The sequence below is a fragment of the Kribbella sp. NPDC048837 genome (assembly GCF_055586945.1).
Map to the genome: position 1 here is coordinate 881,865 of NZ_JBVJHF010000001.1, position 15,468 is coordinate 897,332.

General features: G+C 70.4%; 13 protein-coding genes. 1 reads left to right on the forward strand and 12 read right to left on the reverse strand.

What is annotated here, in order from left to right; genetic code table 11:
• Positions 1–2: 2 nt before the first annotated feature.
• From menC to ACZ6O0_RS04205, 9 genes are read right to left on the reverse strand one after another with little or no spacing between them, the layout of a single operon-like run.
• Positions 3–1,109, reverse strand: coding sequence for an o-succinylbenzoate synthase (menC, locus tag ACZ6O0_RS04165; protein ID WP_465763341.1), 1,107 nt, complete (start codon positions 1,107–1,109; stop codon positions 3–5).
• Positions 1,106–1,996, reverse strand: coding sequence for a GNAT family N-acetyltransferase (locus ACZ6O0_RS04170; protein WP_465763342.1), 891 nt, complete (start codon positions 1,994–1,996; stop codon positions 1,106–1,108). Before ACZ6O0_RS04170 ends, menC begins: the two co-directional genes overlap by 4 nt.
• The gene (locus ACZ6O0_RS04175) at positions 1,993–3,108 is read right to left on the reverse strand and encodes a M20 family metallopeptidase (RefSeq protein WP_465763343.1); all 1,116 of its coding nucleotides are present in this window, start codon (positions 3,106–3,108) and stop codon (positions 1,993–1,995) included. Before ACZ6O0_RS04175 ends, ACZ6O0_RS04170 begins: the two co-directional genes overlap by 4 nt.
• Entirely contained in the window at positions 3,108–6,413 is a 3,306-nt protein-coding gene (locus ACZ6O0_RS04180; protein ID WP_465763344.1) for a serine hydrolase, read from the reverse strand. The genes ACZ6O0_RS04175 and ACZ6O0_RS04180 overlap by 1 nt, the downstream gene beginning before the upstream one ends.
• Complete coding sequence (locus tag ACZ6O0_RS04185; RefSeq protein ID WP_465763345.1) at positions 6,410–7,162, reverse strand: ABC transporter ATP-binding protein; 753 nt, start codon at positions 7,160–7,162, stop codon at positions 6,410–6,412. Before ACZ6O0_RS04185 ends, ACZ6O0_RS04180 begins: the two co-directional genes overlap by 4 nt.
• Positions 7,159–9,054 carry a dipeptide/oligopeptide/nickel ABC transporter permease/ATP-binding protein gene (locus ACZ6O0_RS04190; protein ID WP_465763346.1) on the reverse strand — a complete coding sequence of 632 codons (1,896 nt, stop codon included), beginning with the start codon at positions 9,052–9,054 and terminating at the stop codon, positions 7,159–7,161. The genes ACZ6O0_RS04185 and ACZ6O0_RS04190 overlap by 4 nt, the downstream gene beginning before the upstream one ends.
• Positions 9,055–10,044 (reverse strand): ABC transporter permease, encoded by a 990-nt coding sequence (locus tag ACZ6O0_RS04195; protein ID WP_465763347.1) that lies wholly within the window; start codon positions 10,042–10,044, stop codon positions 9,055–9,057.
• A gap of 4 nt (positions 10,045–10,048) precedes the next feature.
• The gene (locus ACZ6O0_RS04200; protein ID WP_465763348.1) at positions 10,049–11,599 is read right to left on the reverse strand and encodes an ABC transporter substrate-binding protein; all 1,551 of its coding nucleotides are present in this window, start codon (positions 11,597–11,599) and stop codon (positions 10,049–10,051) included.
• A 36-nt stretch (positions 11,600–11,635) separates the two neighbouring features.
• Positions 11,636–13,021 (reverse strand): serine hydrolase domain-containing protein, encoded by a 1,386-nt coding sequence (locus ACZ6O0_RS04205; protein WP_465763349.1) that lies wholly within the window; start codon positions 13,019–13,021, stop codon positions 11,636–11,638.
• 216 nt (positions 13,022–13,237) lie between these two features.
• On the opposite strand from ACZ6O0_RS04205, the gene ACZ6O0_RS04210 reads away from it, so the two are divergent.
• Positions 13,238–13,435 (forward strand): hypothetical protein, encoded by a 198-nt coding sequence (locus tag ACZ6O0_RS04210; protein WP_465763350.1) that lies wholly within the window; start codon positions 13,238–13,240, stop codon positions 13,433–13,435.
• Between the two features lie 53 nt (positions 13,436–13,488).
• Here the strand turns inward: ACZ6O0_RS04210 and ACZ6O0_RS04215 are convergent, their stop codons facing one another.
• From ACZ6O0_RS04215 to ACZ6O0_RS04225, 3 genes are read right to left on the reverse strand one after another with little or no spacing between them, the layout of a single operon-like run.
• Positions 13,489–13,803, reverse strand: coding sequence for a hypothetical protein (locus ACZ6O0_RS04215; protein WP_465763351.1), 315 nt, complete (start codon positions 13,801–13,803; stop codon positions 13,489–13,491).
• Between the two features lie 58 nt (positions 13,804–13,861).
• A complete protein-coding gene (locus ACZ6O0_RS04220) occupies positions 13,862–14,434 on the reverse strand; it encodes a TetR/AcrR family transcriptional regulator (protein WP_465763352.1) in 573 nt (190 codons plus the stop codon).
• Positions 14,431–15,366 (reverse strand): GTP-binding protein LepA, encoded by a 936-nt coding sequence (locus ACZ6O0_RS04225; RefSeq protein ID WP_465763353.1) that lies wholly within the window; start codon positions 15,364–15,366, stop codon positions 14,431–14,433. Before ACZ6O0_RS04225 ends, ACZ6O0_RS04220 begins: the two co-directional genes overlap by 4 nt.
• Between the last annotated feature and the right edge of the window lie 102 nt (positions 15,367–15,468).

Sequence of the window (15,468 nt, forward strand, 5' to 3'; positions counted from 1 at the left end):
AATCAGGCCACCAGCCACTCCATCCCGGTGGTGACCTCCTCGAGCAGCTCGGGGATCGGCGCGACCCCGAGTCCTGCCCCACTCGGTACGGCGAGGTGCCCGTCCTCCAGCACGAACGGTTCGGTGATGTCGGTGCGGTAATAGCGCGCCGACCCCGATGTGTCCCCAGGGAGGGTGAAGCCGGGCAGGGCCGCGAGCGCGACGTTGCCGGCCCGCCCGAGGCCGGTCTCGAGCATGCCGCCACACCAGACCGGGATCCCGTGGGCGACGCACACGTCGTGAATGCGCCGGGCCTCGAGATAGCCACCCACGCGGCCAGGCTTGATGTTCACCACGGCGCACGCACCCAACCGGATCGCCGCCGCGGCCGAGCGCGCAGACGTGATCGACTCGTCCAGACAGATCGGGGTGTCGATCACCTTGGCGAGGTCGGCATGCCCGAGCACGTCCTCCTCGTCGAGCGGCTGCTCGATCAGCAGCAGCCCGAACGGATCCAGCTGCGCCAGGTGACGCGCGTCCGCGATCGTGTACGCCGTATTCGCGTCGACCTGCAGCAGTACGTCGTCCCCGAACCGTTCACGCACCGCGCGCACCGGCTCGAGGTCCCACCCGGGCTCGATCTTCAGCTTGATCCGCAGATACCCCTCGTCGAGATAACCGCCGACCGCGTCGAGCAGCGCCGGGACGCTGTCCATGATCCCGACCGACACTCCGCACGGCACCCGCTCGTGCACCGCCCCGAGCTCACGGGCGAACGAACGTCCCGCGGCCCGGAGCTCCGCATCCAGTACGGCGGCCTCGAGCGCGGCCTTGGCCATCCGGTGACCCCGGAACGGCTCCAGCACCGGTGCGACGAGCTGCGCCTCGAGCGGCCCAGCCGCCGCCAGCGCGGGAACGAGGAACCGGCGCAGTACGTCGGCCGCACCGTCGACGTACTCGGACGAGTACAGCGGTTCCGTCATCGCGACGCACTCACCCCAGCCCTCGGACTCGTCGGTGACAACGCGCACCAGCAGCACGTCCCGGGTGGTCTGCGTGCCGAAGGACGTCCGGAACGGCGCGACGAGCGGCATCGCGATGTGCCGCAGTTCGACCCCTGTGAGCTTCATTCGCCTCTCCTCACCACGTACCAGCCGGCGCGGTCGAACCCGGTGATCCGTGCGCTCTCGGACAGCAGCCCTGCCAGCGTTTCGCGCACCGCGATCCGCCACTGCCGGGCGATCGCCGGCTCCGTCACCCGCAAGGCCTCGATGTCGGACGGCACCGCGACGAGACACGTCGTCCCGCTCGAACGGCCGGCGATCGGTTTGCCGGCCCCCGACCTGCCGAGCGCGACCACCGCGCCCGCCGCGATCTCGCTCTCGGCGGACGACCCCACCACCGCCCGGTCGCAGGCCGAGGCAACGGCTGGATCGGCAAGGTGCCAGCGCACCAGCAGCCGATCCGACTCGTCTCCATCATTGATCGCATCGGTCATCGGACCGTAGAAGTTCGGCAGGTACTCGTCGGCCCGCGCGCCGAGCTTCACGAGATTGAAGTAGGCGTTGCGGCTCACCAACGGGTCGAAGGTCCACGCGACTTCGGAGACACCGCGCTGCAGTGCCCACGATCGTTGGTGGAGCTTCAACGCGAACCCGACCCCGTGGCCGATGCCGCTCCGGGAGACTCCGGCGATGTGGCTGTGCAACGCGTCCTCGGCCGGCGCGTGGAAGAAGCCGACGCAGGCGCCGACCAGCCGGTTGCCGTCGAACGCACCGCCGACGTAGTTGCCGGCCTTGGTCAGCGCTCGCAACAACTCCACCGTCACCTGCGGGTTCGTGCCGCGTCCCCAGATCTCGACGTAGAGGCGCACGACCTCTTCGAGCTCAGGCAGTTCCACCAGTTCGCGCACCACGACGTGGGCGGCCACCGCGGCGGACTCGGCGGCGCCGGCGGCTCGGTCGTGGACAGGATCCGTCAGCACCTCCACGCCGCCGAGCGGCTCAGATCTGGTCATGGTCTGGTCCCCGTCGTCTCGAGTTGGTGGATCGGATCGGTCAGCAGGTCGTCGATCAGGGCGCGCAGCAGGCCGGTCCGGGCCGCGAGCGGCTCGACCAGGACGTGCTCGTCGTCGGCGTGCGCTCCTCCCCCGACCGCGCCGAGGCCGTCGAGGGTCGGCGTACCCACGCCCGCGGTGAAGTTGCCGTCCGATGCGCCTCCGACGGCGGCCGAGGTCGGCTCCGGCAGACCCAGCCGCCTGGCCACGGCGCGAACCCGGTCGAAGAGCACGGCGGAGGCTTCGGCTTCCAGCGGTGGCCGGTTCGGGCCGCCGCTGATGAGCACCTGTGCCTGGGGAAGGACCGGTCGCAACTCCCGGATCGCCGCGTCGGCCCGGTCCTGCTCGGCGCGGGTCCTGGTCCGGACATCGACCGCGAAGGAGCCCTCGGCCGGCACGGTGTTGCTGGTCGTCCCCGCACGGGCAGCCGTAGGTGTGACCGTCGTACCGACGTCGAGAGCCGTCAGCGCACTCACCGCTAGTGCTTGGTGTGCGAGCTCCAAGGTGGCGTTCACACCACGCTCGGGATCCAGTCCCGCGTGAGCGGCCCGCCCGACGAGCTGGACGTCGTACAAGGAGACGCCCTTGCGTTCGGTCTTGAGTGCACCGCCGTCGGCGGATGCCTCCAGGACCAGAGCGGCCTCGGCCCGGCGCGCCTCCTCCTCGATCAGCTCTCGGGACGTGGGTGAGCCGAGTTCCTCGTCGCCGGTGACGAGCAGCGTGACGCCGTCGCGACCCGCGGCGGCGTGAAAGGCCATCGCCAGGCCGGCCTTCATGTCGAAACAGCCCGGGCCGCGCAGGACGCCGCCTTCGACCGAGTACGGCCGGGAGGCCAGCGAACCGAGTGGCCAGACCGTGTCGTGATGCCCGACCAGCAGGACCCGCGAACCGCCGCCGATCCGCCAGCGCAGGTGCGTGCGTCCGTCCAGCACGATCCAGTCCGGTTCGACGCCGAGCCGCGCGGTGCCGACCCGCTCCACCACGGCGGCGGAGCGGGCGACCGCGGACAGGTCGGACGAGGGCGACTCGCATTCGACCAGCGCGCGGATGTCGGACAGCAGTTCGGTCAGCATCAGCTCACCCGCGGTGTCGCTCGTACGCCGAAGTGGACGTACCGCTCGCCGGTCGGCAACGCGTAGAAGGTCACCGGCAGCCAGGTCTCGGCCTGCGGTGGCTTCACCACGAACAGCCCCGGCCCGACCGGGACCATCGGGAACTCCTCCACCGGGTCCGGCTGCAGCGCGGCCAGCGGACCGGTGAGGATCGTCCGCAGCAGCGGACCGTCGTCGGTTGCCTCGACCTCCATCCGGACCGAGGCCCGCTCGTAGGCCCCGACGTACGGCGTGACGTCGACGGTCACCGGCTCCGCCGGCGGCGCCAAGGGTGCCGGCATGGCGACTCCGGCGATCTCCGCGAAGATCTCGCGGTAGAGGTCCTGGTAGAGGTCGCGGGTGTTGCCGCCGTTCGTCAGCAGGCTGACCGCCAGCCCCGCGCCGGGGAGGACGCGCAGGAAGGCTGCCTGGCCGATCGTGTTGCCGTCGTGGCCGTACAGCCGGTGCCCGTCCCAGCCGAAGCGGATCCAGCCGAGACCCCACGAATCGCCGAGGGCGTACTTGTCCGGCAGGTCGGCCTGGTGCGCGGCCATGGCTGTCGCGCTGTCCTCGGCGAGCACCCGCGTGCCGTCGGCGATCGTGCCACCGGTCAGGTGCAGGCGGGCGAACGCCAGCACGTCCGCGACGGTCGATGTCACCAGACCGGCCGGACCGAGAGAGCGCGGCAGGCCCCAGACCGGAGCCGTCTGCTGATCGCCGTCGTGGTCGATGTGTCCGACCGCCGCCGAGAACAGCAACGCCTCCTCCGGCAGGGTGCTGGTGTGCGTCAGCCCGAGCGGTGTGAACAACTGCTCGCGCATCGCGGCGTCCCAGGTCTTGCCGGTGACTTTCTCGATCACCCGTCCGAGCAGCGAATAGCCCGAGTTGCAGTACGACCAGGTCGCACCGAGCGGATGGTTCTGCGCCGCCTCGGCCAGCAGGTCGACGTACTTCTCCAGACAGTCGTCGCCGCGGCCCGTGTCGGTGAAGATGTCGCCGTCGATCCCGCTGGTGTGGGTCAGCAGGTGCCGCAGCGTCACGGACTTGGTCACCCCGGGGTCGCGGAGCCGCAGTTCCGGCAGGACCTCCACGAGCGGCGCGTCGAGGTCGAGCAGTCCCTCGTCGACCAGGCGCATCGCGACCGTTGCCGTCCACACCTTCGTGATGGAGCCGATCTGGAAGACCGACTCCGCGCCCACCGGAGCTCCGGTCTTCTTGTTCAGTACGCCGTACGACGCCACCACTTGCTCGTCCGCTTCGTCGTCGCGCAGGCGCAGGATGCCGAGCTGGGCACCCGGAACGTGATGCCGCTCGGCCAGTTGCGCCAGCCGCCGCCGCCAGTGCGCCACGTCGATCCGCCCGCGTCCCGCGTGGACCGTGTACTGCTCGACCCAGTCGACGACGCGGCGGTTGTAGTCGATCCGCTGCGACGGCGGACCGCTGACGATGAAGAGGTGCGACGCGTCCGGATACAGCACCAGCCGCGTCGGTACGCCGAGCTGCCGCAACGCAGTGTGCCACTCCTGGGCCTGGCCGACCGGGCACCTCAGGTCGGCCCCGCCGTGCAGCACGAGCGTCGGCGTCCGTACGGCGCTGACGTTGGTGATCGGCGACATCGCGGCGAACCGCTCCGGCTCCGTCCACGGCGTCCCGTCCAGCTCGAGCACGTTGAGGAAATGACCCTCGTCGCTGGTGCCGCCCATGCTGACCAGATCGCTCACCACGCCGCCCGCCACCGCCGCGGCGAACCGATCGTCGTGCCCGGTCAGCCAGCACGTCATGAAACCGCCGTAGCTGTAGCCGGTCACCGCCAGCCGGTCGCGGTCCACCAGTCCGTCCGCGACGAGCTGATCGATGGGCTCGAGGAAGTCGTTGCCATCAGCAACACCCCAGCCGCCTTTCACCCCGTTGTAGAAGGCCGAGCCGTAGCCGTCGCTGCCGCGCGGGTTGATCAGCAGCACCGTCCAGCCGCGGGCCGCGAGCTCCTGGTGATAGAGGTGCACCTCGTCGGCGGCGGCGTTCCAGGCGTTGTGCGGTCCGCCGTGGATGTCGATCAGCAGCGGACCCGGCGCGGTGCGCTCCGGGTCGTGGACCAGCCAGCCGGAGACGCTCGTACCGTCCGAGATCGTGAACGTGCGCTCCTCGCGGGGGAACAGCTCGACCTCGCTCAGCGCGGCGCCGTGCTCGGTGAGGGCCTTCGGGTCCGTACTCGCGAGGTCCACCACGCAGATCTCGCCGTACGACGCCGGCGTGGCGAGCGTGATCGCGGCCTTGCCCACGGCAACGGACAGCCCGGACACCACGAGTCCGTCCCCGGCGACGACCGGACGCGCGTCGGTACCGTCGACGGCGACCGCCCACAGGTTCGAGCATCCGCGGTCGCGCACACAGAAGTACACCCGGCCTTCGTACTCACGCGGCCGACCACCCGGGTACGCCGCCGCTCCCGGCATCACGTTGCGATCGAGGGATGCAGCCAGGTCGACGATCTCGGCTCCGTCGAGCGGGACGCGCAGCAGACTGGCATGTCCTTCCGGATCACCGAGCCAGCCGACCACCAGAAGGGCGCCGCCGTCCGGGCAGTAGTCCACCGTCCCGGCAACACCTTCGGCGAGCGCGACCACCTGCGGCTTGGCCTTCGGGTCATCGACCGCGAGCGTGTGTACGGCGGTCCGGTAGCGCAGGTCGCTGTCCGCTCCGACACGACGGGTGAAGGCGATCGTCGCACCGTCGGGCGACCAACTGAGCGCTCCAACGCTTTCCGGTCCGTCAGTGAGCTGCCGGACTTTGCGGGTCTCCAACTCGACGACGTGCAGTTGGCCGCGGGCAGCGCCATACAGGCCTGCGCCATCCGCCTGGTACTCCAGTCCGTCCGACACCAACGGCCCACCCGCATCGCCGGCCGGATCGACCGGAGCGCTGAAGGCCAACCGGGTGCCGTCGGGACTCCAGAGCGGCGTGCCCGCGCCGAGCGCCAGATCGGTCACGCTCTCGGGTTCACCGCCGTCAGCCGCGAGTACGGCGACCTGGCCGTCACGGACGAACGCGAGCCGGGAGCCGTCCGGCGACCAGACCGGCCCCGCATCGCTCGGGCCGCTGGTCAGTTGCCGAGCCGCTCCGCCGTCGGTCGGAACCAGCCAGAGCCGGTCGACGTTGCGGTCCTCGTCGGCGTCGAGAGTCCTGACCACGTAGGCGATCCGGGATCCGTCCGGGGACAACGCGGGCTGGGACGGGACGACGAGATCGGTCAGATCGTCGATGCGCATCCGTCGGGTCCGTCGGGTCATGGTGTGCTCCTGTCGGTGGGGACCTGTCGCCCGGGGATGGCGGCGAGCAGCTCACGGGTGTAGTCGTCGCGGGGATCGGCCAGTACTTGTTCGGTGGGACCGTGCTCGACGATCCGGCCGCGATACATGACGGCGAGGTGCGCCGCGACGTAGCGGACCACCGCGAGATTGTGCGAGATGAAGAGGATGGACAGACCGAGCTCACGCTGGAGCTCGCGGACGAGATTCAGTACGGCGCCCTGGATCGAGACGTCGAGCGCGGACGTGATCTCGTCGGCGATCACCACCTCGGGACGGCCGGCCAAGGCGCGGGCCAGGGCGACCCGCTGGCGCTGGCCGCCGGACAGCTCGGAGGGGTAGGACCTGGCCTGCGCCGGATCGAGGTGCACGAGCTCGAGCAGGCGCTCGACCTCGGCCCGTCGCTCCGCGCGCGAACTGCCGGGCGGGATCGTCTCGGCGACGCTCTCCCCGATCCGCATCCGGGGATCGAGCGCGGAGTACGGATCCTGGAAGACCAGCTGCAACGGACGCTGCCGCCCGCGGGTCGGAACCGGCCGGCCGTCGAGCCGGATCTGCCCGGACTGCAAGGGCGCGAGCCCGACGGCCGCGCGGGCGAGGGTGGACTTGCCCGACCCCGACTCTCCGACGAGGCCGACGATCTGACCGGCCGGAACGGTCAGGCTGACCCCGTCGACCGCGGTGGTCCGGCCGTAACAGACGCTGACGTCGTCGAAGTGCAGCTCGCTCATGGCGCCTCCACCAACTCGTCGACCGTGTGTTCCAGGACCAGCGGCTCGCCCGCATGCCAGCAGGCGACCCGGCGTCCGTAGCCGTCGGCAACCAACGGAGGATCCTCCGCACGGCACCGCTCGTCGGCCAACGGACAACGCTCCGCGAACGCACAGCCCACGGGGATCTCCGCGGGCGCGACCGGCCGGCCCGGGATCACAGCGAGCGGACGATCGAGGTCGGTGTCCAGATCGGGTACGGCGGCAACCAGCGCCCGCGTGTACGGATGCCGGGCCGCGGTCGTCAACTCGTCGGCGGGGAGATCCTCGACGATGCGACCGGCGTACATCACCAGCACGCGGTCGCACACTTCCCGGACGACGGTCACGTCGTGACTGATCAGAACCAGTGCGACATCGTCGGCCTGGCGGATCGAGTCGAGCAGGTCGACAACCTGCCGCTGGACGGTGACATCCAGTGCGGTGGTCGGCTCGTCGGCCACAATCAGGGCCGGCGTACCCATCAGCCCCATGCCGATCATCGCCCGCTGCCGCATCCCGCCGGAGAACTCGTGCGGGTACTGCCGGGCCCGGCGGTCGGCGCCGGGAATCCGGACCGCGCGCAGCCGATCCACCGCGCGGGCCATGGCCGCCCTGCGAGCCAGCCCTTGGTGATGGCGCGCGACCTCGGCCAACTGCCCGCCGACTCGGCGCGTGGGGTTGAGCGAGGTCATCGGATCCTGGAACACCATCGCGAGCGACGTCCCCAATAGCCGTTGCCGTGCCTTCGTGTCGCGGCCGAGCAGGTCGGCGCCGAGCAGCTCGAGGCGGCCGGCCTCGACCTGTCCCGGTACGTCGATCAGCCCGGACACAGCCAGCGCGGTGAGCGACTTGCCCGACCCCGACTCCCCCACCACCCCGAGGGCCTCCCCTTCGCGAACAGTGAACGAGACTCCGCGGACGGGATGGATCACCCCGCTCGGTCCGGGGAAGCTCACGGTCAGGTCGTCCACGTCCAGCACGACGTCCGGCTGCCCGCCGCCTCGCTTCGTCGAGGGGCTTGCGGGCTCGGGCATCGAGACTCCGGCGGCCTTGGTGACACCGAGGCCCTTGGCAACGGTCTCGCCGAAGAGGTTGAAGGCCAGACCGGCCAGCAGCACGGCGGCACCGGGTGCGAGCGCCGCGGCCGGGTTGACGTAGATCGCGCTGATGCCGTCGTACAGGAGCCGCCCCCAGTCGTACGCCGGCGGCTGCACACCGAGGCCGAGGAACGAGAGACCGGCAAACGCCAGCAGCGCGCCGCCGGCGCCGATGGTCGCGTTGACCACCAACGGCTCGGCGATGTTCGGCAGGACGTGCCGGAACAGGATGCGGACCCGGCCGACGCCGGCGATCCGGGCCGCCGCGACGAAGTCCCGCGCGGCCATTCCGGCCACCAGCGTCTGGGTGAGCCGGGCGAAGGACGGCGCCCCGGCCAGGCCGATCGCGAGCACCGCGCCGGTCGCGCCGACGCCGAAGATCACCGCGAAGAACAACGCCAGCAACAGTCCGGGGAAGGCGACCACGACGTTGACGGCGGCCGACACGAACCGTCCACCGCGTCGGCCGAGGAGGAACGGCGCCGTGCCGAGCACCAGCCCGGCGACGATCGCGATCGCGGTCGCCGCCAGGGCGAGTGCGACCGACAACCGGCCCGCGACGAGCACGCGGTAGAAGATGTCGCGGCCGAGGTTGTCGGTGCCGACCCAGTGCGCGCCGGACGGGCCGGCCAGGATGTCACCGGTGTCGACCACGTTCGCCCGCGCGGTCCACAGCTCGGGTCCGAGGACGGCGAGGGCCAGGATCACGACCACGAGGACGGTCGCGGTGAGCCCGAGCGGCGTGCGGAGTACGGCGTTCCACCGTCGCTTCATTCAGTCCTCCCGGATGACAGAGCGCGGATCGAGCAGCGCGAGCGCCACGTCGACGACGGTGTTCGCGAGCAGCACGCCCACGCCGTACACCAGGACGATGCCCTGGACGACCGGATAGTCCTTGCTGAGGATCGACTGCACGATCGTCATCCCCAGTCCCGGCCAGCTGAACACGTTCTCGATCAGCACGGTCCCGGCCACCATCGAGCTCAGGATCAGTGCGCCGATGGTGAGCGCGGCCGTGGCCGCGTTGGGCAGCGCATGGCCGAGGTAGACCGTCCGGGCCGGGAGCCGCTTGGCGCGGGCGGTGCGAATGAAGTCCGCGTCCAGCACGCTGACCATCTCGACCCGGAGGATGCGGGCCAGGATCGCCGCCGGACCGAGGGCCAGGCACAGCACGGGCAGGACGTACGCGGCCGGCGTCTGGTTGCCCGCGACCGGCAGCCACCGCAGGCTGACGCCGAAGACGAAGACCAGTCCGACCCCGATCAGGAAGTCGGGAATGATCCCGAGTACGACGCTGACCGCGGTGAACCCGAGCTCGGTCCGGCGGCCGTGCCCGCGCCGCGTCAGGACACCGATCGCGACTCCCACCGGCACGGCGATCGCCACGGCGAGCGCGAACGCGAGCACCGCTAGGACGAGTGTCGCAGGCAATCGCTGGGCGATGACGTCGGAGACCGGTAGCTGCGACTGCAGCGAGGTGCCGAGATCACCGGTGAAGAGTCGTTTGAGGCAATCGGCGTACTGCGTCCACAGCGGGTCGTCGAGCCCGAGCTCGAGCCGCTTGGCCGCGACCAGGTCGGCCGGTGCGGTCGGTCCCAACGCGGCCCGGACCGGATCGCCCGGGATCAGGTGGATCATCAGGAACGACGCCGTCACGACCACCCACAGGGAGACGAGCAGGCGGCCGAGACGTCGTACGCCGAAGCGCACCCAGGCGTGTGACCACAGAGGTTGCCGGGTTCCGGCGGGAAGCGTGGTGGCCATCTGGTCAGTGCGCCAGCATGCGGATGCTGGTCGGGATGATCTGGCCGGGAGTCTCGAACCTCGCCTTGGCACCGAAGGTCTTGACCGGGCTGTTGGCGAACGGCACCAGATCCGCGTCGGCGACGACCGCCGACTCGGCCTCCAGCCAGGTGGGACAGCTGTCCTTGCCGGACAGCGTGGTGGCCTTGGCGACCGTCGCTTCGTACTTGGTGTTGTGGATGCCGGAGAAGTTCGTGCCGTTCGGCGCGGCCGGGCCGGACAGGAACGGCACCACGCCGTCGGGACTGTTGACGTTCAGCGGGACCCAGGCGATGTCCCAGTCACCGGCGCTGAAGATCGTCTCGGTCAGCGTGGACGCGGCCTGGCCGCGCGCGGTCACCTTGACGCCGGCTGCCTGCCATTGCTGGACGGCAAGCTCCGCGGCCGCCCCGGCTCCGCTGCCTCGACTGTTGTCGTAGAGCAGGGTGAGTGGTGGGACATTCGCCTTCTGCAAGGCCGTCCGTGCCGCGTCGACGTTGCGTGCGGGCAGACTCTTCGAGATGGAGTCGCCCGGGCACGCGACCGCGCCGATGGTGGCCAAGGTCGTTGCCGGTCCACCCTTTCCGGACGTCAGCACCTTGCGGAGCTCGGCCAGGTCGAGTGCCTGGGTGAGCGCCATCCGCACCGCGGGGTCGCTGGTCGCCCGCCCCTTGGTGTGGTTGTACCACTGCTCGCCGACCAGGGCGGTCGTCTCGGCCGCGAACAGCCCCGACTTCTCCAGCCGGTCCACATCCGGGCCGATCACGGTGGCGGCGTTCAGTCCGCCGGACAGGAGCAGGTTCGCGGCCGTCGTCTCGTTCTGGACGACCTTCATCACGATCGTGTCGGGCATCCCCGCGGTGGCGGTGGTGGCACCGTTCGGTCCCCACGTGTAGCCCTCGCGGATCTTGTACGTGTAGTGGTCGCCGGGTGCGGCCTCGGTGAGCTGGTAGGGGCCGGTTCCCGCGGTCGTCTTCGCCAGCGACTTGCGGTCGTGCAGGCCGGCCGGGCAGACGATCGGCAGGCTCGCCAGCCCGTTCAGCACGAACGGCGCGGGCCCGGCCAGCGTCAGTGTCACGGTCCGGGTCGCGTCGTCGGCCTTGGCGGTGGCGCCGACCGGGAGGAAGGTGCCGAGGAACGGGCTCTTGTTCTCCGGGTCCCCGACGTACGCGACGTTGGCGGCGACGTCGGAGGCCTTCAGCGGCGTACCGTCGGAGCAATTGATGCCATCGGCAAGCGTCAGCGTGACGGTCTTGCCGCTCGCCGTCCACCGGGTGGCCAGGCCGGACTGGATGTCACCGTTGCCGGACTTGACCGACAGCAGCGAGTCGTAGGCGAGCTGGGTGACGGTGAAGAGCGCGCTGGCCGCCGACGACTGTGGATCCAGGTTCCCGGGGTCGGTCGGCAGCGCCATCGTGAAGGTGCCGCCGTCCACCACCGCGGCCGCGCTGCCCGCGGCCGGACCGGTCTTGTTGCCACAGGCAACGAGGAGGGCGAGAGCCAGTACGGCGGCGACGGTGGTGGCGGGCAGTCTCATGTCGGAGTCCGTTCCGTGGGAGGGGTGATCGGCTTCTCAGACGCCGGCGCGCCGGACGGCGCGGCCCATGTGCAGGTAGCGGGCCCGGCCGTCGTCGTCGCCGATGAACACGTACGGCAGATACATCCCCCGGTCGGCTTCGAGCGGAATCAGGCGGTCGGTCCCGTAGGGCACGAGCTCCTTGCGCTCGGTCTGCTCCCCCAGCTCGGCGAACAGACCCTTCGGTGCCTGGACGAGCCAGATCCGGCCGTCGTCGTCCTGGCTGACGGTCAGCTCGACCACGTCCGCCTCATACGTCCCGACGTACCGGCTCGCGTCGATCCGCGGCGGGTCGGCGGGCGGCTCCGGCAACGCGTTCAGATGCACGCCGGCGAGCTGCTCGAGGACCGGGCCGACGACCTCGCGGTACAGCGCGAACGCGTTGCCGCCGTTGGTGAGCAGGGCGATGGCGACGCCCTGCTCCGGCACGATCCGCAGGAACGCGGACTGGCCGATGGTGCCGCCGTCGTGCCCGATGACCGTTCCCTCGGGGGTGTCGAACCGCTCGAAGCTCAGACCCCACGACGTGCCCATCAGACCGAGGTCGGGGACGTCGACCGCGTGCTCCTGCATCCGGCCCGCGGTGCCTGGCGCGAGGACCTGGGTGCCGTCGGCGGCCCGACCGTCGTTCAGGTGCATCTGCGCGAAGGTCAGCAGGTCGCGCGGCCGCATCGCGAGCATCGAACCAGCCGGCGCGTTCGACCGCGCGAGCGCCCAGACCGGTGCGGGCTGGTACCCGGCTCCCGGCTCGTTCGCGATGTGCCCGACCGCCGCGCGGAACAGGATCGCCTCGTACGGACTGGTCGCCGCGTGGGTCAGGCCGAGCGGCGTGAACAGGTGATCGCACAGGCAGACGTCGTACGGGGCGTTCCGGAGCACCTCGACGAGCCGGCCGAGGACGCAGTAGCCGGCGTTGTTGTACGAGAAGAGCTCCCCCGGCGGGAACAACTGCGGGACGGCATGGAGCTCCTGGAGGAACTTCTCCACACAGTCGTCGCCGCGCCCGGTGTCCGTGAAGATGTCGCCCTCGAAGCCCGCGGTGTGCGACAACAGCTGCCGCGTGGTGATCCGGGCCGCCGCATCCTCGTCGGCGATCCGGAACTCCGGCAGGTACGTCCGGATCGGTACGTCGAGATCGAGCTTGCCCTCGTCGACCAGCTGCATCACCAGCGAGCCGGTCCACAGCTTCGTGATCGACCCGATCTGGAACACCGAGTCGGCCGTCGCCTCGACCCCGGTCGCCTTGCTCAGCACCCCCGCGGCGCCGTCCAGCACCTCGCCGTCAGCCAGAACCGCCCAGGCCACCCCCGGCACCTCGTGCCGTTCGATCGCCGCCGGCACATACTCGCCCAGCCACTTCCCGACCTCCACCAATCCAGTCATGCGGACAAGCTAGGCATCCCGCCCACCGCGGTATCTGTCCAGCCCAACAGAATCCCGCCCACCCCTCTGTCCCCCACGACAACCGGTCATTCCGCGCAGCGTTTGTATCAACTCGTGCCGCCGCGCGGTCCGATCTACGACTGCACCTTCGAGATCGCCGTTCCGGATCCCGGGGGTCCAGGCAGTTACCTTCGGCTAGATCAGGGGGGTCCAGCCATGTCAGATCAACTACCTCAGGCTGTCGACACTCGGCGGCGCCGGGTCCGCGTCTGGTTCGGGAGCCACGTGATCGCCGAGCTGATCGCCGTACCGGCCGCCGCGGATCGGTACGCCGCCGCGATGGACCGAAGATTCGGCGGGCTGCGGATCACCAACGATCCGATCCCGGGCCCGGCCGGCGCCGAAGGGCAGTAGTCACCGTCGCATCGGCCCGGACCGTAGGCCAGGACGGTGCGAGCGGTGCGCGATCAGGAGCGGTCGTAGTGGCTCGGCGGGAACGGGTGGCGGTCCGTCAAGGGATAGGCCTCGCCCTCCGCCTCTTCGCGGCGGAGCTCCGCCTGGGCCTCCTGGAACTCCTCGGAGTCCGACAGGTCGGCCGGGACCGGGTCGTCGGTGGCCGGCGGTACGTCGTCCGGGTCGTAGTCGTCGATTCCGGCTTCGACCCGCTCCTGCTCGGTACGGCGAGCCAGCTCGTCGTCATCCGGTCGCAGTGAAGCAGCCCCGCCGTGCTCACGCCGGTCGCGCCGGGCGTCTTCAGAAGTCTCGAACGGTTCGTCCGTCATCGCTCCTCCTCAAGCAGGTGACCACCACAGTAATCGCCCGCGCGGCCCGCCGAGGGGGTCAGTGCGGGGCGACGAGGGATTGTTCGAGCAGGGCGATCATCGCCGCGTGGCGTTTGGCGGCGGAGTGGGCCGCGCCGAAGGCGATGATGTCGAGGAAGACCCGGCTGACGATGAGTTCGGCAGCGGTCTGGACCCGAACGGGATCGGCGACGACGTCATCGGCTCCGTTCAGCACCTCGGCGACCGTGGCGGCCGCCTCGGCGAAGAGCTCGGCGGCGCGGGCGGCGATCTCGGGATGCGACTGGGCCTCGCGGAAGATGATGATCCGCGGGTAGCGGTTGCGCTCGAGCTCCTCGGCGACGACGGTGACGATGGCCCGGAGCCGGCTGTGGATCGTGCGGCCCCGGGCGGCGGAGCGGATCACCGCGCTCGGCGTCGGCCGCTCATGGACGATGGCGAGCAGGAGATCCATCTTGGTGGTGAAGTGGTAGAACACCAGGCTCGACGGAACCCCGGCCTCCTGGGCGATCCGGGCCGTCGACGAGGCGTCGTACCCGTGCTCGGCGAACAGCCGCTCGGCGGTCTCGACGATCGCCTGCCGCTTGCTGTTCTGCTTGGTGGAGGTGGTCACCCCTTGGCGCGTCCGAACCTGGCCCACCAGCGATCTCCGTCCTTGTCCACAGCCGATTCCGCGGCCCGGCGGAAGGCCTCGAAGACGTAGTCCGGCACACGCAGTCCGTGCCGGTCGGCCCACAGTAACTCGTGCTCGGCGCGGCCGACCTGGTGGGCATAGTGCCGCAGATCCGCCTCGTCGTCCGTGCTGATACCCAGCGCGCGAATCGCCCGGCCGAACTCGGCCCGCTGCCGGTCGTTGCTGACACCGACCGGCCCGAACGTCCGCCGCCGCAACATGCGCACCAGCCACTGCTGCCAGGCGCCCAACTGACCCCACAGCTCGCGGGCGGCCATCTGGTAATAGGCGAAGTGACCGGGCTCCTGCCGGCGGATCGGCGCGACCACAGTGGCGGCGATGGCCCGCTCCCCCAGCTCACGCAAACCGGCGTGAAGCTTGTTGTACGCGAGCACCGCCGAGCGCTCCGTCGCGAGGCCGGTGAGGTAGTAGAGCATCCGGCTCACGTCCTGTACGGCGCTCACCCGCCCGAGCGCCCCGAGCAGCCGGAGCCGGAACGACACGTCCGACACGTTGGGCTCGGCCGCGTCCAGACCGGCGAGCTGTTGAAGACGGTCGAGGATCAGGCCGTGATGCGTCTCCTGCGGGAGCCACACGTCGGCGTAGAAGTGCCGATCGACCTCGGGCGGATCGGGCAGCAGCAGGTTGAGCTCCAGCACGTTGCGCTCGACCTCGAGCTCGACGCGGGACATGTACGACAGCACCGGCCCGAACCGCTCGGCCAGCAGGTCCGGCCGGTTCATCGTGTAGTCGACGCTGTCGAGCGGGATCGGCGGGTGCTCCTCCCCCAGCCGATCGACATGGCCGGCCAGCCGCGAGCCTTCTCGTCGGCGGCCTGTTCGACGGGGAACAGTCACTTCCAGCAGCGCCATCGTCGGCACCTCACTCCGGTCCAGAGCTTTCCTTCGGGTCCTGTCCTTGCAGCGTAACAAACAAACTGACTGATCAATCAGTCAGGACATGTGATGTCGGCG